This window comes from Dyella sp. 2YAF14, from assembly GCF_052114725.1.
Taxonomy (GTDB): Bacteria; Pseudomonadota; Gammaproteobacteria; order Xanthomonadales; family Rhodanobacteraceae; genus Dyella.
Genome location: NZ_JBFRFH010000011.1, coordinates 66,214 through 85,192 on the forward strand (window position 1 = coordinate 66,214; position 18,979 = coordinate 85,192).

20 protein-coding genes are annotated in these 18,979 nt (G+C 63.9%); 8 read left to right on the top strand and 12 right to left on the bottom strand.

The window, feature by feature from the left end:
• Positions 1-25: 25 nt before the first annotated feature.
• The 3 genes from AB4Y82_RS15745 to AB4Y82_RS15755 all read right to left on the bottom strand — a co-directional run bounded on the left by AB4Y82_RS15745 (position 26) and on the right by AB4Y82_RS15755 (position 3,004).
• A complete protein-coding gene (locus AB4Y82_RS15745; protein ID WP_441605552.1) occupies positions 26-346 on the bottom strand; it encodes a hypothetical protein in 321 nt (106 codons plus the stop codon).
• Between the two features lie 75 nt (positions 347-421).
• Complete coding sequence (ubiM, locus tag AB4Y82_RS15750) at positions 422-1,627, bottom strand: 5-demethoxyubiquinol-8 5-hydroxylase UbiM (RefSeq protein WP_441611466.1); 1,206 nt, start codon at positions 1,625-1,627, stop codon at positions 422-424.
• Positions 1,628-1,729: 102 nt separating this feature from the next.
• The gene (locus AB4Y82_RS15755; protein WP_441605550.1) at positions 1,730-3,004 is read right to left on the bottom strand and encodes an MFS transporter; all 1,275 of its coding nucleotides are present in this window, start codon (positions 3,002-3,004) and stop codon (positions 1,730-1,732) included.
• A 139-nt stretch (positions 3,005-3,143) separates the two neighbouring features.
• Here AB4Y82_RS15755 and AB4Y82_RS15760 point away from each other — a divergent pair, with 139 nt between their 5' ends.
• Positions 3,144-3,443, top strand: a complete 300-nt coding sequence (locus tag AB4Y82_RS15760; RefSeq protein ID WP_441605549.1) for a DUF3247 family protein — start codon at positions 3,144-3,146, stop codon at positions 3,441-3,443.
• Between the two features lie 21 nt (positions 3,444-3,464).
• On the opposite strand, the gene AB4Y82_RS15765 is transcribed toward AB4Y82_RS15760, so the two are convergent.
• The gene (locus AB4Y82_RS15765) at positions 3,465-4,688 is read right to left on the bottom strand and encodes an acyltransferase family protein (protein ID WP_441605548.1); all 1,224 of its coding nucleotides are present in this window, start codon (positions 4,686-4,688) and stop codon (positions 3,465-3,467) included.
• Between the two features lie 154 nt (positions 4,689-4,842).
• Between AB4Y82_RS15765 and AB4Y82_RS15770 the strand changes: the two genes are divergently transcribed.
• The 3 genes from AB4Y82_RS15770 to AB4Y82_RS15780 all read left to right on the top strand — a co-directional run bounded on the left by AB4Y82_RS15770 (position 4,843) and on the right by AB4Y82_RS15780 (position 7,093).
• A complete protein-coding gene (locus tag AB4Y82_RS15770; RefSeq protein ID WP_441605547.1) occupies positions 4,843-5,736 on the top strand; it encodes a LytTR family DNA-binding domain-containing protein in 894 nt (297 codons plus the stop codon).
• A gap of 120 nt (positions 5,737-5,856) precedes the next feature.
• On the top strand, positions 5,857-6,588 hold the full coding sequence (locus AB4Y82_RS15775; RefSeq protein ID WP_441605546.1) for a hypothetical protein: 732 nt from the start codon (positions 5,857-5,859) through the stop codon (positions 6,586-6,588).
• 58 nt (positions 6,589-6,646) lie between these two features.
• Complete coding sequence (locus AB4Y82_RS15780) at positions 6,647-7,093, top strand: DUF6491 family protein (RefSeq protein ID WP_441605545.1); 447 nt, start codon at positions 6,647-6,649, stop codon at positions 7,091-7,093.
• Positions 7,094-7,407: 314 nt separating this feature from the next.
• Here the strand turns inward: AB4Y82_RS15780 and rluF are convergent, their stop codons facing one another.
• The 3 genes from rluF to AB4Y82_RS15795 all read right to left on the bottom strand — a co-directional run bounded on the left by rluF (position 7,408) and on the right by AB4Y82_RS15795 (position 9,964).
• Positions 7,408-8,127, bottom strand: a complete 720-nt coding sequence (gene rluF / locus AB4Y82_RS15785; RefSeq protein WP_441605544.1) for a 23S rRNA pseudouridine(2604) synthase RluF — start codon at positions 8,125-8,127, stop codon at positions 7,408-7,410.
• A gap of 113 nt (positions 8,128-8,240) precedes the next feature.
• Positions 8,241-9,014, bottom strand: coding sequence for an ABC transporter permease (locus tag AB4Y82_RS15790; RefSeq protein ID WP_441605543.1), 774 nt, complete (start codon positions 9,012-9,014; stop codon positions 8,241-8,243).
• The gene (locus tag AB4Y82_RS15795) at positions 9,011-9,964 is read right to left on the bottom strand and encodes an ABC transporter ATP-binding protein (protein ID WP_441605542.1); all 954 of its coding nucleotides are present in this window, start codon (positions 9,962-9,964) and stop codon (positions 9,011-9,013) included. Before AB4Y82_RS15795 ends, AB4Y82_RS15790 begins: the two co-directional genes overlap by 4 nt.
• 92 nt (positions 9,965-10,056) lie before the next feature.
• On the opposite strand from AB4Y82_RS15795, the gene AB4Y82_RS15800 reads away from it, so the two are divergent.
• Positions 10,057-10,800, top strand: a complete 744-nt coding sequence (locus AB4Y82_RS15800; RefSeq protein WP_441605541.1) for an FAD-binding oxidoreductase — start codon at positions 10,057-10,059, stop codon at positions 10,798-10,800.
• Between the two features lie 260 nt (positions 10,801-11,060).
• Positions 11,061-11,441 carry a hypothetical protein gene (locus AB4Y82_RS15805; RefSeq protein WP_441605540.1) on the top strand — a complete coding sequence of 127 codons (381 nt, stop codon included), beginning with the start codon at positions 11,061-11,063 and terminating at the stop codon, positions 11,439-11,441.
• 48 nt (positions 11,442-11,489) lie between these two features.
• Here AB4Y82_RS15805 and AB4Y82_RS15810 read toward each other — a convergent pair whose 3' ends face one another.
• From AB4Y82_RS15810 to AB4Y82_RS15830, 5 genes are all read right to left on the bottom strand, one after another.
• Positions 11,490-12,503 (bottom strand): fimbrial protein, encoded by a 1,014-nt coding sequence (locus AB4Y82_RS15810; protein ID WP_441611468.1) that lies wholly within the window; start codon positions 12,501-12,503, stop codon positions 11,490-11,492.
• A 78-nt stretch (positions 12,504-12,581) separates the two neighbouring features.
• Positions 12,582-13,538, bottom strand: coding sequence for a fimbrial protein (locus AB4Y82_RS15815; RefSeq protein ID WP_441605538.1), 957 nt, complete (start codon positions 13,536-13,538; stop codon positions 12,582-12,584).
• Complete coding sequence (locus tag AB4Y82_RS15820) at positions 13,535-16,309, bottom strand: fimbria/pilus outer membrane usher protein (RefSeq protein ID WP_441605537.1); 2,775 nt, start codon at positions 16,307-16,309, stop codon at positions 13,535-13,537. Before AB4Y82_RS15820 ends, AB4Y82_RS15815 begins: the two co-directional genes overlap by 4 nt.
• Positions 16,306-17,049, bottom strand: a complete 744-nt coding sequence (locus AB4Y82_RS15825) for a fimbrial biogenesis chaperone (RefSeq protein WP_441605536.1) — start codon at positions 17,047-17,049, stop codon at positions 16,306-16,308. Before AB4Y82_RS15825 ends, AB4Y82_RS15820 begins: the two co-directional genes overlap by 4 nt.
• Before the next feature lie 85 nt (positions 17,050-17,134).
• Positions 17,135-17,668, bottom strand: coding sequence for a fimbrial protein (locus tag AB4Y82_RS15830; RefSeq protein ID WP_441605535.1), 534 nt, complete (start codon positions 17,666-17,668; stop codon positions 17,135-17,137).
• Positions 17,669-18,109: 441 nt separating this feature from the next.
• Between AB4Y82_RS15830 and AB4Y82_RS15835 the strand changes: the two genes are divergently transcribed.
• Together AB4Y82_RS15835 and AB4Y82_RS15840 are read left to right on the top strand one after the other, a co-directional pair.
• Positions 18,110-18,715, top strand: a complete 606-nt coding sequence (locus AB4Y82_RS15835; RefSeq protein WP_441605534.1) for a hypothetical protein — start codon at positions 18,110-18,112, stop codon at positions 18,713-18,715.
• A gap of 30 nt (positions 18,716-18,745) precedes the next feature.
• Positions 18,746-18,979 carry a helix-turn-helix transcriptional regulator gene (locus AB4Y82_RS15840; protein WP_441605533.1) on the top strand — a complete coding sequence of 78 codons (234 nt, stop codon included), beginning with the start codon at positions 18,746-18,748 and terminating at the stop codon, positions 18,977-18,979.

Here is an 18,979-nt window from a genome sequence, read left to right on the forward strand (position 1 = left end):
GGTTCCTGTTATGCGATGAGCAACCTCAATCGTCGTCCCCGCGAAACAGATGTCGCAACAGGAAGAACGCGCCTACCGTGCCCGCAATGATGGCGGTGGTGGCCACCGGATGGCGGTTCACGTGGCGACGCAGGCGGCGATACTGGTAGTTGGCTTCGTCGGCGAAATCTTCCGCGGCATGACCAATGCGGCGTGCGTACGTCGTGCGGTTGCGACCGAAGCGACGGGTGGCATCGCGGCCGCGTTCCACCAGCTCATCCGCGCGGTCGGCGGCCTCGCCAGCGTAGTGGCGTACGCGGTCACGGACGCCGTTGACGGTATTTTCGAGGTCGTGGTGACGGCTCATGGCGTCCTCCTGCAATAAGTTGGTTCACGTTGCCAGCGGTGGTGTGAGCGATGCGTAAATAATCAGGTGGTTTGTTCAGCTGCGATGTCGGCGCACCTCAGCGGCGACCGGATGCCCCGCGGTCAGTGCATGCGCGATGGCGCGCCGCACGGGCGGCAAGGCCTGGCTGGCCCGCAGCAGCGCGGTGCGGGTGAGCCGCGCGGCAGGTCCCTCGTTGGTGTAGATCGCCACGATGGCGGTGGTCGCTGCGTAGAGCGGCCAGGTGGCGCGGCGATGCCTGCCTTGATAGCGGCGCAGCAGATCGGCGGAGGCGATATCGCCACCGTTGGCAGCAGCCTGGGCGACCAGACCGCCCAACGCCTCCACGCTGCGCAAGCCGAGATTGAATCCGTGTGCGGTCACCGGATGCATGCCCACGGCGGCGTCGCCGATCAGGGCGAGGCGTTGCGCCATGAAGCGGCGCGCATAAACACCGACCAGGGGATAAGCATGTCGCGTGGAGGTGAGCCGCATTTCGCCGAAGCGCCCATCGAAGCGGCGACGCATGTCGGCCTGGAAGGCCCTGTCATCCATGGCCATCACACGCTGGATATCGTGCGGGGGCAAGGTCAGCACGATCGAAGCCTCTGCGTTGTTCAACGGCAGGGCAGCCAGCGTCTGGTGGTGGCCAAACCATTCCAGCGCTTCATCGCCATGTGGCTTCTCCAGTGCCATCCGGCAAACCAGCATGGTCTTGCCGAAGTCATGCATGTCGGCGGCGATGCCCACGTCGCGTCGTACGCGCGAGTAGCGGCTATCGGCGGCGACGATGAGTTTCGCGGTCACCTCGCCACCGTTCGACAAGCGCAGGCGTGCGGCGTCATCACCGAGCGTCACCGCTTCGACCGAGGTATCGCACGCGAACGTGATGGTCGGTTCGTGCTCGATGCTGGCGTAGGCGGCGCGGCGAATACGGTGATTGGGGACGAGATAGCCCAGAGCATCCTCAGCTTCGGAGTTCGGCGAGACGCGCAGGCCGTGCCGGGACTGTCCATTGAGCACGCGTGCGCTGCGCAGCGGTGAGACGTCCGCGGGTCCCAGCCGCTGCCAGATGCCGAGCTCATGCAGGATGCGCACGGAGCGTTGCGTCAAGGCGATCTCGCGCCCGTCGAACGGCGGGTCGCGCAGCGACGCCAGCGACTGCTGCTCGACCAGCAGGACGCTCAGGCCCCGGTGTGCCAGCGTTCGGGCAAAGCACAGCCCCGCAGGGCCTGCGCCAACAATCGCGATATCGACGTGCATGGGATGTGGGGCCGGACTGGAGACAGCGCCATGCTAAGGAGCCGCTGCAGGCCGCACTTGATGTAGATCAAAGCACGGTGCGCCGGATGGCGCTGGGCATGCCTAGATGGTCGTCTCCGCGCTTGTCGGCTCCACCACCGGCAGCGGTTCGGCGCGCAGGCTCTGGCGACGACGCAGGCTGGGAAACATCGCCATCCACAGGCCGACCACCACCAGCGTGCCGATCCCGCCAATCACCGTGGCGTTGATCGCACCCAGCCACGCGGCGAGCATGCCCGACTCGAATTCGCCGAGCTGGTTGGACGTATTGATGAAGATGGCATTGACCGCACTCACGCGGCCGCGCATGTCGTCAGGCGTGTCCAGCTGCACCAGCGCGCCGCGGATCACCATGCTCACCATGTCGAACGCGCCGAGCGCGAACAGGGCGATCAGCGAAAGCCACAGCACTTTGGACAAGGCGAACACCAGGGTCGCCACGCCAAAGCCGGCTACCGAGGCAAACATAATCGGCCCGACGCGCCGCTCCATGCTGTGGCGTGCCAGCCACAGCGACATCAGCAGCGCGCCCACTGCCGGCGCGGCGCGCAGCAGGCCCAATCCCCAGGGGCCCGTATGCAAGATATCCTTGGCGAAAATCGGCAGCAGCGCGGTGGCGCCGCCGAGCAGCACGGCGAACAGGTCAAGCGAAATCACGCCGAGCACGTCCGGCCGGCGGCGGATGAAATGCACACCCGCAAACAAACTCTTCAGCGTGGCTGGTTCACGCCTGGGCTGCGCCTGCTCGTAACGCATGCGCGCCATCAGCACGACCGCGATCAGATACAACACCGCGCAAACGCTGTACACGACGCCGGCGCCCGCCACATAGAGCAGGCCGCCAACGGCAGGACCCATGATCATCGCCGCCTGTCCCGCCGATGCGCTGGCTGCCATCGCGCGTGGCAGGATGGACGACGGCACCAGCGCCGGCAGCATCGATTGCAGTGCCGGGAATTCGAAGGCCTTGGCGACGCCGATCACGAACACCAGCGCGAGTATCGTCGTCTCCTGCGCCAGGTACATCAGGCTGATCACCGCGAGCACGGCAATCGCAAGCATGTCCACGATCTGCCCGAACATCACGATGCGACGACGCTCGAATTGATCGGCCACATGCCCCGCGGGCAAGGCCAGCATCACCGACGGAAAGAACTGCACCAGGCCGATGAGACCCAGGTCGAGCGCGCGGCCGGTGATGGCGTAGATCTGCCAACCCACCGCTACCGACAACATCTGAAAACCGAAGCCCGAACAGATGCGGGCAAACCAGAACTGCACGAATGCAGGGTGCGAGCGCAGCGATTCCGCAGAAGCTTGCGCGGGAGCAGGGGGCATGAGGGGATCCTTGCGGGGGCGAGACCATTATCGGCAGCTGAAGCGCCGAGGCAAAGCACTGCAGCTTCACACGAGTGTGACCGGCTGTTGGCGACGCCGGCCCTAGCGTCGCGATGTCACCGAGTCGTTGAGGTGAAGCATGGGCCAGTTAGCCAAACGCGTATACACCGATCCCGCCAGGATCCGCCGCCTGGAAGACCTGGTCGACCAATTGCCGACCCAGGGCCACGTGGTCTTGCAGATGAGGGACGGCACCAGCTACGACGGCGTCGTGTGCGAACGCCCGAATGTGCAGGTGTTTCGCGATGCGCAGGAAAATGAGGGCATCAATGGTGTGGTGCGCCTCGAGCGGCCCGATGCGCCGGCGTGGACGTGTTACCTGTGGCTGGGCGATATCCATCGTGTGGAGCATCTTGATTCGATGGGCAGCGAGAGCTGAGCTCCCGCTGCCGCACCAGGTTCAGGCGCTTTGCGTCTGCGCCGCCAGATTCGCTTGCGATCGTGCGGTGCGCGGCCTAGCGTCTAGACCAAACAACGGACGCAGCCACGGCGTGCGACGGATCACCCACTCGTGCAGCGCTGCGGAGCCACCCACAGTGCCAAGCAGCAACAGGGTAGGCTCCAACACCGGACCGAGCTTCAGTGGGATCAGCCAGTAAGCCACTGCCAGCAGCACGCTCTGATGCAGGATGTACCAGGGAAACACCGCTTCGCGCGCATAGGGCAGCCAGCGGAAAGGGCGGTTGAGGTATTGATGGCCCCAGCCAAGCACTGCGGCGATGGCACTCCACATGTAGATGAATCGCAGTACGCGGACTACGTGATGCCCCGCGGCCAATACGGTGGACGACCACCCGCTGATGTCCACGATGGCATCGAGCCGATCCAGTAACACGAAGGCGGCGAAGCAGAACGCGGCCAAGCCTAGCGAACGACGCCGCAGGCGCGCCAGTTCTTCCCACATCGCCGGATGCCTGCCGATGGCATACCCGTAGAAGAACATCGTGGCGTAGCTGGCATGGGCGTACCAGTCGCCGATCACGGCGTGGTTCTGCGGGAAGCGGGCAGCCAGCAACAGGTTCAAAGCGAGCATGGGCAGTGCGGGAAGTACCAGCAGCGGCCAGCCGCGGAGCCGGTGCAGGGTCGCAATCATGCGCTGCCCGGGCGCCGATTCCAGCGCCGGCATCAGCGCGATCAGCACCAGCGTGAAATTCCACACATACGGCAGATACCACAGGTGGTTCCAGGTGACCCCGTACTGCCAGCCGTCGAACGCCCCCGCCGGCCATGGGCCACCGGTCCAGTAGTGCAACAGGAAGTGCCCGAACCCCGGCGCCACCAGTCCTCTGTCGACGCCCTGCACGTACGGCTGGATCGGCACGACCACTGCCATGCCGAACAGCAAGGGCAGCATCAGCCGCACGGTCCGTTTCCACGCAAGCGCCGGCAGGCTCAGGCGACCGCGCAGGAAATGCATCGCCATGCCCGAGATCAGGAACAGCAGATCCATGCGCCAGAAGTTGGAGGCCAGCATCGGGTACTTCAGCCAGTCGGCGATGTAGCTGCTCTTAAGGTGAAACGTCCAGTCGTCGGCAGGGCCCACGTAGAGCATGCCCAGGTGGTAGAGGATCAGCAGGCCGAAGGCCAGGACGCGCAGGGCGTCGATGTCGTGGCGGCGGTTCATGAGCGGCGGACTCCATGGTCGGGATGACGCATGCTCCGTCGCGCCACAGTCGCCGTCTGCCGCTAAGTGACTGATCGACCTGAAACAGGGACGAGCAGGGGGCAGCGAGGGACGAAAAGAGCGGGTTCGGCCGCCGTGCACGTAGAATCCGCACATGAGACCCAAGCCGTCCTTCGACTTCGCCCGTTTCCAGCGCTGGCGCCGACCCTTCGAGATCGGCTTCTGGGTCGTCATGATGACCGTCAACACCGTGTTCAACGGGGTCGTCGCATGGTTCGACGACAGCTATCGCACCCACCGTGCCGAGAGCATCGAGCCGTGGATCTGGGAGGCCACCAGCAGCCTGGTCATGCTGGCGCTGGTGCCGTTCGTGGTGATGGCCAGCCGCCGCTGGACGTTGCGCTTCGACAACTGGCGGCAGAACCTGAAGATCCATCTGGCGCTGAGCGTGGCGTTCTGCCTGGTGCATGTCGGTTTGATGATCGTGCTGCGCATGGTTGCCTACCGGGCGCTGCTGGGCTGGCAGTACCACTTCGGTGACGACTGGCTGCGGCAACTGGGCTACGAATACCTCAAGGACATCCGCACCTATTTCCTGTTCCTGGCCACCATCGGCGGCTATCGGCTGCTGCTCCTGCGCTTGCAGGGCGAGGCCAGCCTCCTGGCCGAACCCGACGAGGGCCCGCCGGTCGAGCCAGTCGACCGCCCCGAACGCTTCCTGGTGCGCAAGCTCGGCAGGGAATTCCTTGTCGCCGCACGCGAGATCGAATGGCTGCAAGCCTCGGGCAACTACGTGAACCTGCATGTGCGCGGCCGCGACTATCCCCTGCGCGCCACCATGGCTGGCATCGAGGAGCGGCTCGATCCCACGCGCTTCGTGCGCGTGCATCGCAGCTATCTGGTGAACCTCGACTACCTCTCTGAAATGGAGCCGCTGGAAACCGGCGACGCGCGCCTGACCATGCGCGACGGCGCCACCTTGCCGTGCAGCCGACGCTTCCGCACCCAACTGCGCGAACGCTTCGGCGACACCCCCGTCAGCGCCTGAGACCTGTCACCTGTGGGAGCGCACCCTGTGCGCGACCCGGTCATGCCCAAAGCCACCCAGCTTGCGCCGCCACTCACCCTCGTTCCACTCTAAGCGCCTAACCGCAACAGGACCTTGCCCATGAACCAGCGCCTCCGCTTCGCCGCCACCACCTTCGGCACCGTGCTCATGCTTGCCGGCTGCTCCCAGTCGGGCGACCAGGCCCAGGCACCGCAACAGGCCCAGGCGCCGGCCGACGAATCCGCGGGCAAGCTCGACACCTATCGCCAGCTGCAGCGCATCGGCAACGACGAGATGGCGGTGACGATGGGCAATGAGATCCTCAAGCGCTATCCCAACACCGAGGCGGCCAAGGAAGTGCAGCAGAGCCTCCCGGCGATCGAACAGCGCTACAAGGAAAACAGCGAGAAGAACCGCCTCGCCGGCCTGTGGCTGTATCAGGTCTCGCCGATGCAGGGCGGCACGCAGTCCACCGCCACCATCTACACCAGCCAGCCTGCGGGCGAGGACCGCGTGCGACTGGTGCTGCGCCGTCATACCGAGTGGGGGCAGAATGCCTTCCTGTTCAATGGCGGCCCGCATGGCTTCGTGTGCAAGGGCGTGTGTTCGATCAAGGCCACCTTCGACGGCAAGCCCGGCAGCATCCCCGCGTTTGCGCCGACCACGGGTGAGCCGGCTTTGTTGTTCAAGGACGACAAGGGCTTCATCGCCCATCTGGAGAAGGCCAAGAAAATCACCATGGACGTGACCTTGCAGGACGGTGAGAAGAAGGTGACGCTGGTTTTTGAAACCGGTGGTTTCGACCCGGCCAAGTGGCAGCCAGTCAGCAAGTCGTCCGGCAAAAAGAAATAAGGTCCACGCGCTTGCGCGTCATGCGTTTGCAAGACCAGCACTGATGGAGATGAAAATCATGGCAGCCAAATCCCTACTTGCCGCCGTCGCGGTGATCGCAGCGCTCAGCGCCTGCACCCGCGTGGGCAAGGATTACACCTCGCGCATGCAAGCCCGCCAGCAGGCCTACGCCGCTGCCGCCGGCGCACCGGTCAGCAGTTTCCACTACTTCAGCCTGTGGTCGTGGGAGCCGTTGAGCGATACGGAATTGGCCGTCTATACGCGTTCGAACGAAGCGTGGCTGATCGATCTGGACGGCCGCTGCCGCAACCTCGAATTCACAAACCACATCGCCCTGACCTCGAGCGCCAGCGAAGTGTCGGCGAAGTTCGACCGCGTCATCACGGGTGGTGCCGATGCGCCGTGCTTCATCAAGCAGATCCGGCCGGTGGATATCAAGAAGCTGGATTCGCCGCAGCAGGGGAAGCCGAGGGAAGTGGAGGAGGCGGCGCGGCCGGCGAAGTGAGGGTGCCGTTCCGCTATTTGTAGGAGCGCACTTGTGCGCGACCAGCCGACGGAGCGGAGCACCCAGGCGCTACGGTCGCGCACAAGTGCGCTCCTACAAGGATTTCGCACGCTGTGGCGCCCATTCAATCTTGCGATCGCTCTTTGTGGGAGCGCACCCTGTGCGCGACAAGCCTACGGAGCGGTACACCCCAGCGTCGCTGTCGCGCACAGGGTGCGCTCCCACAGACGAGCCGGCACGACAAAGGGTGAGCTTCGAAGCCGGCGCGCAGCGAGTTCTTCTTTAAATCCTCGCCGCGCTGCGGTGTAACGAGCTCACCACTGCGTCCGCCCTGGCAACAAGCCTTTGAGCTCCATCTCGGTCAGGTTGCGCCACTGGCCCACCTTCAGGTGCCCAAGCTTCACGTTGATCACGCGCACGCGCCGTAACTGGGTCACGCGATAGCCAAACTCCGCAGCCATCAAACGAATCTGCCGGTTCAATCCCTGCGTGAGAATGATGCCGAAGCCGAACTTGGCGATCTTGCGCACCTTGCATGGCTTGGTCATCTGGCCGTGGATGCGTACGCCGCGCGCCATGCCTTTGAGGAATTCGTCGGTGATGGGCTTGTTTACGGCCACGAGGTATTCCTTCTCGTGGTTGTTCTCCGCGCGCAGGATTTCGTTGACGATATCGCCGTTGCTGGTGAGCAGGATCAGGCCTTCGGAATCCTTGTCGAGTCGGCCGATCGGGAAGATGCGTTCTTTGTGGTCGACGAAATCGACGATGTTGTCTTTCACCGTCTGGTCGGTGGTGCAGGTGACGCCGACCGGTTTGTTCAGGGCGATGTAGACGGCGCGCTTGGCTGCCGGCGTCGCTGCCAGCACGCGTGCCTTGACGATCTCGCCGTCCACGCACACTTCGTCGCCTTCCAGCGCCTTGGCGCCGGTGCTGACGACTTCACCGTTGATGGTGACGCGGCCGGCCAGCAGCAGCTCGTCCGCCTCGCGGCGGGAGCAGATGCCGGCTTCGCTGATGTATTTGTTGACGCGCATGGATGGATCTTTGGTTCCTTTTGTAGGAGCGCACTTGTGCGCGACAACCAGGCGAAGCGGTGCATCGCAACTCTGCGGTCGCGCACAAGTGCGCTCCTACAAGGTTTTCGCTATTACGAACGCAGGCCGATGCCGCGCTTGAGCAGGTGCAGCGCAACAGCCGCGAGGCCAACCACAAACACCAGCATCACCGCGAACGCCACGCCGATCTGCACGTCGCTCACGCCGAGTACGCCGAAGCGGAAGGCGTTCACCATGTAGAGGATCGGGTTGACCATCGAGATGCTGCGCCACGGTTCGCCCAGCAGGTCCACCGAATAGAACACGCCGCCGAGATAGGTGAGCGGGGTGAGCACGAAGGTGGGTACCAGGGCGATGTCGTCGAATTTCTTGGCGAATACCGCATTGACGAAGCCTGCCAGCGAAAACACCGTGGCACCGAGCAGCACCGAGAGGAAGGTAATGACGGGATGTGCCACGTGCAGGTCGGTGAAGAACAGCGCAATCAGCAAGACCAGCGCGCCGACGACCAGGCCGCGGGTGACTGCGCCGGTGACGTAGCCCAGCAGGATCACCCAGTTGGGCATGGGCGACACCAGCATTTCTTCCACGGCGCGGCTGAACTTGGCGCCGAAGAACGAGCTGGAGATATTGCCGTAGCTATTGGTGATGATGCTCATCATGACCAGGCCGGGCACGATGTACTGCATGTACGTGAAGCCGTGCATCTGGCCGATGCGGCTGCCGATCAGCTTGCCGAAGATGACGAAGTACAGCGTCATCGTGATCGCAGGCGGAATCAGCGTCTGCGTCCAGATGCGCATGATGCGCACGATTTCGCGTCGGACGATGGTGTTGAGTGCAACGAGGTTGCCCGTGCCGTTCATGCGGCCTTCTCCGTGGTGTCTTTTCGGCCGTTCTCGACGAGTCGCACGAACAGTTCTTCCAGACGATTGGTCTTGTTGCGCATCGAGGTCACCGTCATGCCGCGCTCGCTCAGGCCCGCGAACAGCGAGTTGAGATCATGCGAGCGGGACATTTCCGCCTCTACCGTGTGGTCGTCGACGCGGCGCAGGGTGATGCCGGGGATGTTGGGCAGGTCGGTCGGCGCGTCGCTCACGTCGAGCACGAAGGTTTCCACATCCAGCGAGGACAGCAGGCGCTTCATCGAGGTGTTCTCGATGATGGTGCCGTGGTCGATGATGGCGATGTTGCGGCAGAGCGTTTCCGCTTCTTCAAGGTAATGCGTGGTGAGGATCACCGTGGTGCCGGCGGCATTGATGCCACTGACGAACTGCCACATCGAACGGCGGATCTCGATATCCACGCCGGCGGTCGGTTCGTCGAGGATGAGCAGCTTGGGCTCGTTCATCATCGCGCGGGCGATCATCAGGCGACGCTTCATGCCGCCGGAGAGCATGCGTGCCTGATGGTGGGCCTTGTCCCACAGGCGCAGTTCCTTGAGGTACTTCTCGGCGCGCTCCATCGCGACCTTGCGCGGGATGCCGTAGAAGCCGGCCTCGTTCACGCAGATGTCGAAGGGCTTCTCGAACTGGTTGAAGTTGATTTCCTGCGGCACCAGGCCAATCAGCTGCATGGCCTTGCCGCGCTGCTTGTTGACCGAGACGCCGAACACCTTGGCGTCGCCGTCGGTGGCGTTCACCAGCGAGGACAGGATGCCGATCAGGGTGGATTTGCCGGCGCCGTTGGGGCCGAGCAGGGCGAAGAAATCGCCGGGCTGAACCGTGAGACTGATGCCTTTGAGGGCTTCGACGCCGTTGTTATAGGTCTTGCGCAGGTTTTCGACTACCAGCGCGGGTGTTGAAGAGGGGGACATGGGCTGCACCGAAGGGGCCAGCCTTCTATTATACGTGGCTTGCTCTCTCGCCCGGCCTCGGCCGACGCACGCACTGTTTCCCGGAAAACCCCATGGCAGATCATTTTCAGCTCCGTCTCGTCGACAGCACCATGCTGGCGCCCACCGTCAGGCACATGGCTTTCGAGCGCGCTGACGGCCAGCCGCTGGCCTTCACGCCGGGGCAATTCCTGCAGATCCACTTCAATTACGACGATGGCAGCGCCACCAAGCGCAGCTATTCGGTGGGTACGGTGGGCGATGGCTCCTCGCCGGTGCAGCGCATCGAAATTGCCGTGAGCTATGTGGAAGGCGGCGCCGCCACCAAGTTGCTGGGCGAGCTGCCGATCGGCGGCGAAATCAGCGCCAGCGGCCCCTACGGCCGCTTCTGCCTGCAGCCGAACGACAGCAATGGCCGTTATCTGCTGCTGGCCACCGGTACCGGTGTGACGCCGTATCGCGCCATGCTGCCCAAGATCACCGAGCTGGTGAAGCAGGGCCGCGAGGTGGTGCTGCTGTACGGCGCGCGCAACGAAACCGAGCTGCTGTACGGCGAGGAGTTCGAGGCCTTTGCCCAGGCTAACCCCGGCTTCACCTTCCATGGCTGCCTGAGCCGCCAGCCCCGCGAGGTGCCGCGTCCGAACGATCGCCCCGGCCACGTGCAGCAGGTGCTGGCCGAGCTGGCGCCCAGCGCCGAGCGGGACATCGCCTATCTTTGCGGCAACCCGAACATGGTCGATGCGGCGTTTACCGCCCTGAAGGATTTCGGCCTGCCGGTGGCGCATATCCGCCGCGAGAAGTACGTCTCCTCACGTTAAGTCGCGCAACCGATCCTAAACCGTTGCCCAACAAGACGCTCAAGTTCGGCTGAGACCGGCCGCTAACCGGATCAGCCCGGCGACGCCCTTCGCCACTGCCCAATCCGCCGTTCCACGGGTCGCCTTCCCGACACCCGCCAAAAGCGTGACGCAGTTCACGTTGCGAAGACCTGCGCGGGTTTTCGATATCAAGCGCAAGGGGCCCACGCCGATAGATCCCATCAGGTATCCCCAAAAAGGGGGTACGGGAAGGGGCGATTATGAAGGGCTGGATTCGCAAGACCTGGATGGGTTGCGTTGTCGCCGTGTCATTGGGTGTGCCGGTGGCCCACGCCGATGGGGGAACGATCACGTTCTCCGGAGCCGTGGTGGCGCCCACCTGTGCCGCCAGCAGCGAGAGCATGACCGCGATGTTGCCAGCGCAACAGGCGGCGACATCGCGTCGACGACTCGAATGCGGTGGCGATGGTTTGCCCGGCACTGCCTCGCATGCTTTTCCCTCGTCCTATACGTTGACGGTGGAGCCGCTGGAGTCGTCTTCCCTGAGCGCCGATCGTCTGATCGGGTACTTTTCCGGTTATGTGAAAGCGTCTGGCCATGCGGACGCTCGCATGAACTTGGTCACTCAAGCGTACGATTGATTTATCGGCGGCAACCCGCACCGCTTGAGTGCCAATTGCGCGCCATCGCTATTGATATGTCATGGTGAAAGTGGCCGTGGCTTTCACACTGCCTGCGCCCACAGCGCCCGTCGCGTAATACTGCGCGTAGTAGGGCAACGACAACGTACCGTTTGGCGCCGCGCCCAGCGACTTAGAGGTATTGAACGTCACCGGGTTGAACGTACCGTCCAGCAACTGCACGTTGACGTTGGCGGCTGTACCCGAATTGGCGATGGTGCCCGTGGCAACGCCGGCCGTGGACGGGATCATGGTGATCGATACGTTCGCGCCCGACTGGCACGTCAGGTTGATCTTGAACGGTGTACGACCCGCAACCGCGCCGTTGGTTTTCAGCGCCTGCGTGCTTACCGTGGGCAGCGTCACCGTGAGATTTGTGGAATCGGTATTGACCGAGCAGGCTTGCACGGCGATCGCCGCGGAGTTGAGCGTGAGCGTCGACAGTGGCCCCACGCTGTTCGTCGATCCGTAGATGTACCACCAGAACTGCGCGAGCTGGATCGACGACACCGTGCCTGCTGTCACGGCCCCCGTCTTCATGAATTGTCCGGTCAGCGTCACCGTGGTGGAGTTCTGGGCCTTCGTCATCGAGGCCGCCTCCCAACCCGGCGTGGATCCGGGGCCGCAACGCAGGCAACTGTTGTCTGACGCCTGCACTGGCGACGCCGTCAGTACGAGCGCGATGCCGGGAACGTTGGTTGCGAAACTGATGCCGCCACCGGCCGGAGGATCGGAAGCATCGCGCGGCGCAAGGTTGCCGACCTGGATGGTGGCCGTGTCCGAGGTCGCCAGGCCACTGCAAGTGAAGGTGATGCCGATGGTACCGGGCGTACCGAGTTTCGTGCCCACGGGCGTGCCCGTGGTGACCGTCACGCCGGCAACGCTGAGCGCTGCGCCGGCCGGACTGGCCGAGCAGGTCGCCGCCGCGGCATACCTCGGCATGAAGCCGAGGCAGGGCAGCACAAGCAGCAGCCAAACGGCGCGATGCGCAAACCGGCCCCGGTCATGATGTAACGGCGACATGTCGCAAACCTCCAGGAAATCAGAACACCTCCGTGACGCGCATTATTAGCGCATCGAAGGATTTCCCCTGCGACCGAATTATGGATAGCTGATTGTGAAAGTGGCCGTGGCATTCACCGTGCCGGCGGTGACGCCCGTCGTGACGGCGTAGTAGCGCGCGTAATAGGTTAGGTTGAGGGCGCCGGTAGGTGTCGTGCCGGCATCGGCAGCGGCGCCGAAGGTGATGGGATTGAACTTGCTGTCAACGAGTTGCACGCCGACGTTTTTCGCCGTACCAGTCGGTGTGATTACGCCAGTGGTTCCGTTCGGCTGTTTGTTCGTGTCGAACTGGATGGCGATGTCCTGGCCAGACGCGGCACTGGAGCAGCTCAGTCCGATATTGAACGCAGTGGCGCCGGCTGTGGCTCCAGCCACGTTGAACGCGGTATTGGAGACGGTGGGCAGCGTTACCGAGATGCTCGGCGTGGTGACCGTGCATGTGGGCGCCACGAACTTCACGTTGTTGGCCAGGACGAAGTCCTCTACGCGCAAAGTGTTGCGTGACCCCTGGTACTGCCAGAAGCCAACCGTTCCGGCGTTGAGCGTGGACCCGGCGGTGATAGGGGCGGTCTTGACCAACTGGATGGCCGACTGCACCGACAACGCGTACGTGCCCGAGGCGATGGTGTCGAAACCCCACGGGGGCAGGAACTTGCTGGAGTCGGGGTGCAGGATGCGATAACCCACGCCAGCGACACCCGTCGGATAGATCGTCGAGCTGCCGTTGGGCTGACCGCCGGGGAGAAGATTGATCACGCCGATTGTCGTTGTGCTTCCGCAGTCGACCGAGGAGGTCTTGGGACTGGGGTCGACCGCGGGCGAGGTGGCCAGCACCGTGCCTACCGGGGCACTGGGATCAAGGATGATCGTGGCCGGAAGCGTCATGTTGACCAGTTCCTTGTTGCCCGTCAGCGTGCACGAGGCGAACGACGTCATCGGCAGAAACGCGAGTGACAGCAGAACCAGGAGGGTCAATGCGGAACGAAGTTGGCTCATGACGCGTTTCCACTGGAAGCGATGGGCGAGCAGGTGGCGTCGATCGTTTCCAGGCCGTCCATCTTGGCGCTCTTCTTGTCGAATGGCTTGAGGTGATAAGAGAAGCCGCAGCTGATCGGTGAGCTGTCATCGAGCTTCCACTGCACGTTGAGGCGGCCTTCGTCCTTCGCACCGCGCACCAGCGCGCGACCGCCCTGGCCTACCACGCCGATGGGCTGGTTCTTTTCATCGACAATGTCGGCGCCAAACGGGATGGCCTTGCCGTCCGACTGGCGGATGCGCAGCAGCACCGTGCGGCCGTTTTCCGTCTTGAACTTGAGCATCACCACCGCGCCGGCGTGCGGAGCAACCTGGGCGCTGGTGGCTTCCAGCTGCACGTTCAGCGGGAGGCCCTTCGGATCGATCTGCACCGTGTTGAGGCCGTAAGGCGTCATGTACGGCACTAGTGCATAGCCGAAGCGGTCGATGCGGACGCCGGAGGAGTTGAGCACGCGCGCACCGGCGGCATCCTTGGCTTCGACAACGGCTACCGTGTCGCCCATCGGCAGGCCGAAGGTGACGCCGCCGGGGTGAACAACGACGGCGCCGGACACGCCAAGCGACGCCTGCGAATAGCCGTTGCCTGCACCCACGCTTCCGTTGAACTGTGCATAGGGGCTGCGGTAACCCGCGTAGACCGTACCGGCATTGCCACCGCTGCCACCGTCGCCCTGGCCGTTGTCGTGCGAGGCCGTGGCGCCGTAGCTGAACTGGTTGTCCACGCCCAGGGTCCCGTTGATCGTCGCCTGGTCCAGCGTATGGCCCGTGCTGTCGTGGGTGAGGTTGGCGCCGAAGTTCGGTGCATGCACGCTGTTGCCGAGCGGCAGCGTGAAGCTGGCGAAGATCTGGTTGCTCATGCGCGAGAACGCATCGCGGGTACGCGTGGCGGAGATCGTGTAGCTCAGGCGGCGGAACGTATTGTTGTAGCCGGCCTGGAACTGCACATCCGTGCCGTTGCGGTTCCAGTAGTCAATGGCCGAGCCGGTGACATAGATCGTGCCGCCGTGGTCGCCCAGGCGCTGGTTCAAGCTGATGTCGAAACGGCTGCGCTGGCGATCGAGCTGGCTGGTGTAGGTGCTGAAGTTGCCCTGGTTGCCCTGCAGCGCGCGGATCTGGTCCGGCGTGAGCAGGTTGGTCGTGGTGACACCGTCGATCGTGGTCTGCGTGGACGGGTCGACGTAGCGATAACCGTTGGCGATGTCGCGCATGGTCATCGCGTCGCGCAGGCCAAGGTATCCGCTGGTGGAGTAGCGGTAGGTGGCAACCGTCAGCGAGGTGTTCGTGTCCGGCAGCATCTTGCTGTAGCTCAGGCGCACGCTCTGGCCGTTCTGCGTGGACTGGCCCGGGATCTCCGTGCGTGCGTCGGTCAGGTCGAGCGCCAGTGCACCGTACTTGGTATTGAGTGCGGTGCCGATCTGCACCGCGCCGTAGCCATTCGTGCCGACCACGCCCGCGTAGCCGGTGAGCATGTTGGTGATGCCGCGCTGCAGGGTGGCCTCTACCAGCGCCGGATGTGCGTGAATCGAAGCGTCGTGCAGTTCGCCCGCGGCGACGGAGAAGCGCATCACGCCCGGACGCAGCAACTGCGGCACCGAGGCGTATGGCACGGCGAACGAACGCACACGCCCATCCGCTTCGGTCACGGTCACGGCCAGGTCGCCGCCGTAACCGGTGGCGTACAGGTCGCTGATGGTGAACGGGCCCGGTGCCACCGTGGTTTCGTACAGCACGATGCCGTTCTGGCGAACGGTTACCTTGGCATTGGTTTCGGCCACGCCGCGCACCGTCGGTGCGTAGCCACGCAGAGAATCGGGCAGCATGCGGTCGTCGGTGGTCAGCTGGACACCGCGGATACTCACCGCGTCGAACAGATCGCCACTCGTGTAGGAATCGCCGATGGTCAGCTGCGAGCGCATGGAAGGAATGTCACGGCGCACGTAGGTATCAATGTTCTGCCAGTGCGTGGTCGAGGGCGTGCCCGCGGCACCGCCCGACTGCATCACCACCGTGGAATCGTTGCGCAACTGCCAGCCAGCCAGATTCAGACCCGCATTGAGGCCCAGGAACGACGAGGTCTGCGTGACGCCGTTGCTGTGATTGCGGTAGCTGTTGAAGTTGTAGTTGAGCAGGGCGGCGTTGACGCCACGGTCCCAGTTCTCGGGGCTGACGTAGCCGCGCGCGCGGGTACCCAGCCAGGCTTGCGGGATGCTCACGTCCAGTCGCAGGTTCGGCTGATCGAAATTCATCGTGGCGGCGGGAATCAGGTCGCCGATTGCCACGCAGCTGCCCGCGTCGTTGGCCAGCTTCGCCTGCTGTTCGGCGCTGAGCTTCTGCATCGGCAGACCGAACTGCTCGAACATGGCCTTGGTCAGGCATGCGATGGCCGGCGCATCCGCCGAGGGCGAAGCGAAGCGCACGTCGGCGCGGCCCATCCAGGCGTTGTTGACGAAGATATCCGTGCGATACACGCCAGGCATCACCACGTTGCCGCGCTCGAAGCGCGAGAGGTCGTTCGTGTTGCTGCCGGCGCCGGAGAGCAGGCTGCGATCGAAGTTCGCATCGATCGCTGCCGATGCATCGGCACCGGAGGCGGCTGCGGCGGCAGCCGCATGGGAAGAAGCACTCAGGCCAAATAGCACGCCGGCGATAGCCACGCTCAGCACCACGCGGGCGCCGACGGCGAGGCCGTTGGTGCTCGTGCGGTGGCTATGGCAGGCGCGCAGATGAATCACGGCGACACCGTGCTCTTGTAGCTGTCGGCTGCGCCGTAATCATTGATGGCCGAGAACGACACGACACTACCGGCCGCCGGCTTCTGACTGTTGCCATGCAGCGGCAGGCGCAGGTCCGACAGCGGAGCGACCATGCCGATTTCGGCACCGACGTTGTTACCGCCACTGGCGACGGACAGTTCGGAGATCGTTACGTGGTAGGGCGTGGGGTTGTGCGCTTCAAGCGCAAAGCCCTTGCCGTCGGCCACGATCTTCCAGGTAAGCGCGCCCGGTGCCTTGAGCGGGTCGCCCTGCAGGCCGGTCGGACGGTAGAAAAGCTTCAGACGCGAACGCAGCGCCAGCTGCAGAAGATTCTGGCCTTCCGCTTGCGGGCCGGTGGGCTTGGGCGGCACTTCGAGCACGTTGAGCCAGAACAGCGATTCCCGGTCAGCCGGCAGCTGCTCATGGGTGAAGACAACGCGCAGGCTCTGTTCCTTCTTCGGCTCCATGCGGAACAGAGGAGGGGTGATCAGGAACGGCACATCGACTGACTCGGGCGTGGAATGCACGTCGCCGCGGTCGATCCAGGATTCCACCAGCACGGGGTGGTCGTTGTCGTTGGTCAGACGGACGGTGACTTCGCCGTCCTTCGCGGGGAACACCACGCGGGTGCCGCCGATCAACACATTGGCCTGGGCCTGGGGAGCGCTGAGACACAGGGCCATCAGGCCCGCGCCGATTGCGCAGACTAACTTCCTCATCGGGAATTACCTCAGTGGGATCAGGGCCGCTGATGTTGTCAGCGGGAGTGCGCCGGAGCCAGGTGGCTCCGGCGCGTGTTGCGACTTACTGGTAAAGCATCGTGAACTGGACGCTGGTGGCGACCGTACCGGCACCCGCAGCGGCGGTGGCGTAGTACTGGGCGTAGTAGTTCAGCGTGCCGGCGCCGCCGGTCAGCGTGGCCTGGGTCGAGTTCTGTGCGCCCGAAGCGCTGTTCAGCGCGATGGCCGAGAAATCAGCGCCATTGAGCAGCTGCACTTCAACGCCGGTGGCGGTGCCGGTGGCGTTCTTCAGGTTGCCGTCGCCCATCACGGTCGGACCCGGCTCGAAGAAGGTGGTGGCCTTCGTCAGCGAACCGCAGCCGGTCAGGGCGATGGAGAACGGGGTGCGGCCGGCAACAGCGGCTGCGGCATTCAGCGAGGTGGTCGACACGGTCGGCAGGGTCACGGCGATCGCGGCCGGGCTGTTGGCGCCGTTGATCTTGCAGGTCGAGGCGTTGATGTTGCCGCTGATGGTGATGGTGCCGTCGACGGCCGAGGCCGAGAAGGCAGCGGTGCCGAGGATGGCGGCCAGAGCGGCGGAAACCAGAATCTTCTTCATACGATGTCCTTTGATTGACGTAAGTTTTTGAGCAAGCAACGAGTCATGCGCTTTCGGACCAAATGGGACATCGCCCCCCGCAGCGCCTTTTAGGCTTCTGGCCCCCACCCCTCGGGTCGGTCTTCCAGTTCGCTTACCGCCCTCAAAGCAACCCCCGTGCCAACGACAGCGAGACGCTAAAAACCCCGCAATCTGCCGAAAGTGAGATGTAGTTGTTAAATGCAAGTGACGAATTTTGTGAGTCGAGCTGGGTCACATCCGACGCTATGGGCAGCTCAATGTGCAAATTGGGTCACATTTTCGGAGATGTCCGATGGCCAGGACCGTTAAGTTTTGCGCCGGGCCGGCCGATACAGGCCTCTGTGTAAAGCGTGCTTGACACGCCTCAGGGGCTGGACGTAGCCTGTGTCAAGTCAGCTTGACACTGGACTCAGGGCCTCTATGTCTCGCCTCACCTATCGGCAATACCAGCGGCGCACGCTGTTCGCGATCACCCTCTATACGGTGTTCATGCTGTCCGTCTGGCCGATCGTCCATACGGTCGGCAGCCTGCCCCTGAAGATCCTGCTCGCGCTGGCGCCGCTGCTTCCCATGTTCTACGTGCTGGCCCAGCTGGCCCGGCTTATCCGCGACAGCGATGAGCTGGAGCAGCGCACCCATCTGATCGCCTTGGGCGTGGCGACCGGGGTAACCGCGGCGCTGAGCTTGTTGGGTGGCTTCCTGTCGATTGCGCAGGTGCTGCCGCTGGATGGTTCGGTGCTGATCTGGGTCTTTCCACTGATGATGGCCAGCTACGGAATCACTCGCTGGTACGTGGCGCGCGCCTATGGGCATGACGCGGCCTGCACAGGCGAGAGCGGCCTCGCGCCGGCCGGTCGTCTGTTGCTGCTCGCCCTGATCACGGGCGTGGCAGCGCTTTACGCATGGCGACATGACTGGGACAGCTTCCGCATCGGGCTGTTGTGCGGCATGGCGGGCGCGTCGGCGGTGCTCGGGCTGCTGCTGGGCATGGCGCGCTGGCGCACGCGTGGGCTGCCCGATGACTAACCGGAATCGTCGTGCCCTGGTGGGCGTACCGTGAATAACCGTATCCGTGAACTGCGCGGCGAGCACGCCTGGTCGCAGGCCGACCTGGCCGATCGTCTGGATGTATCGCGCCAGACGGTGAACGCGATCGAGACAGGCAAGTACGATCCAAGTCTGCCGCTGGCCTTCAAGATTGCGCGGCTGTTTGGCCTTTCCATCGAATCGATCTTCGAACCGGAACCGCCGGTGACGCTACCGGCGATTTCGCGACATCCAATGGAGTGA

What these genes read in the sequence shown, in the direction of transcription:
- AB4Y82_RS15745 (WP_441605552.1), bottom strand. Translation starts at nt 346, where the DNA reads ATGAGCCGTCACCACGACCTCGAAAATACCGTCAACGGCGTCCGTGAC.
- ubiM (WP_441611466.1), bottom strand. Translation starts at nt 1,627, where the DNA reads ATGCACGTCGATATCGCGATTGTTGGCGCAGGCCCTGCGGGGCTGTGC.
- AB4Y82_RS15755 (WP_441605550.1), bottom strand. Translation starts at nt 3,004, where the DNA reads ATGCCCCCTGCTCCCGCGCAAGCTTCTGCGGAATCGCTGCGCTCGCAC.
- AB4Y82_RS15760 (WP_441605549.1), top strand. Translation starts at nt 3,144, where the DNA reads ATGGGCCAGTTAGCCAAACGCGTATACACCGATCCCGCCAGGATCCGC.
- AB4Y82_RS15765 (WP_441605548.1), bottom strand. Translation starts at nt 4,688, where the DNA reads ATGAACCGCCGCCACGACATCGACGCCCTGCGCGTCCTGGCCTTCGGC.
- AB4Y82_RS15770 (WP_441605547.1), top strand. Translation starts at nt 4,843, where the DNA reads ATGAGACCCAAGCCGTCCTTCGACTTCGCCCGTTTCCAGCGCTGGCGC.
- AB4Y82_RS15775 (WP_441605546.1), top strand. Translation starts at nt 5,857, where the DNA reads ATGAACCAGCGCCTCCGCTTCGCCGCCACCACCTTCGGCACCGTGCTC.
- AB4Y82_RS15780 (WP_441605545.1), top strand. Translation starts at nt 6,647, where the DNA reads ATGGCAGCCAAATCCCTACTTGCCGCCGTCGCGGTGATCGCAGCGCTC.
- rluF (WP_441605544.1), bottom strand. Translation starts at nt 8,127, where the DNA reads ATGCGCGTCAACAAATACATCAGCGAAGCCGGCATCTGCTCCCGCCGC.
- AB4Y82_RS15790 (WP_441605543.1), bottom strand. Translation starts at nt 9,014, where the DNA reads ATGAACGGCACGGGCAACCTCGTTGCACTCAACACCATCGTCCGACGC.
- AB4Y82_RS15795 (WP_441605542.1), bottom strand. Translation starts at nt 9,964, where the DNA reads ATGTCCCCCTCTTCAACACCCGCGCTGGTAGTCGAAAACCTGCGCAAG.
- AB4Y82_RS15800 (WP_441605541.1), top strand. Translation starts at nt 10,057, where the DNA reads ATGGCAGATCATTTTCAGCTCCGTCTCGTCGACAGCACCATGCTGGCG.
- AB4Y82_RS15805 (WP_441605540.1), top strand. Translation starts at nt 11,061, where the DNA reads ATGAAGGGCTGGATTCGCAAGACCTGGATGGGTTGCGTTGTCGCCGTG.
- AB4Y82_RS15810 (WP_441611468.1), bottom strand. Translation starts at nt 12,503, where the DNA reads ATGTCGCCGTTACATCATGACCGGGGCCGGTTTGCGCATCGCGCCGTT.
- AB4Y82_RS15815 (WP_441605538.1), bottom strand. Translation starts at nt 13,538, where the DNA reads ATGAGCCAACTTCGTTCCGCATTGACCCTCCTGGTTCTGCTGTCACTC.
- AB4Y82_RS15825 (WP_441605536.1), bottom strand. Translation starts at nt 17,049, where the DNA reads ATGAGGAAGTTAGTCTGCGCAATCGGCGCGGGCCTGATGGCCCTGTGT.
- AB4Y82_RS15830 (WP_441605535.1), bottom strand. Translation starts at nt 17,668, where the DNA reads ATGAAGAAGATTCTGGTTTCCGCCGCTCTGGCCGCCATCCTCGGCACC.
- AB4Y82_RS15835 (WP_441605534.1), top strand. Translation starts at nt 18,110, where the DNA reads ATGTCTCGCCTCACCTATCGGCAATACCAGCGGCGCACGCTGTTCGCG.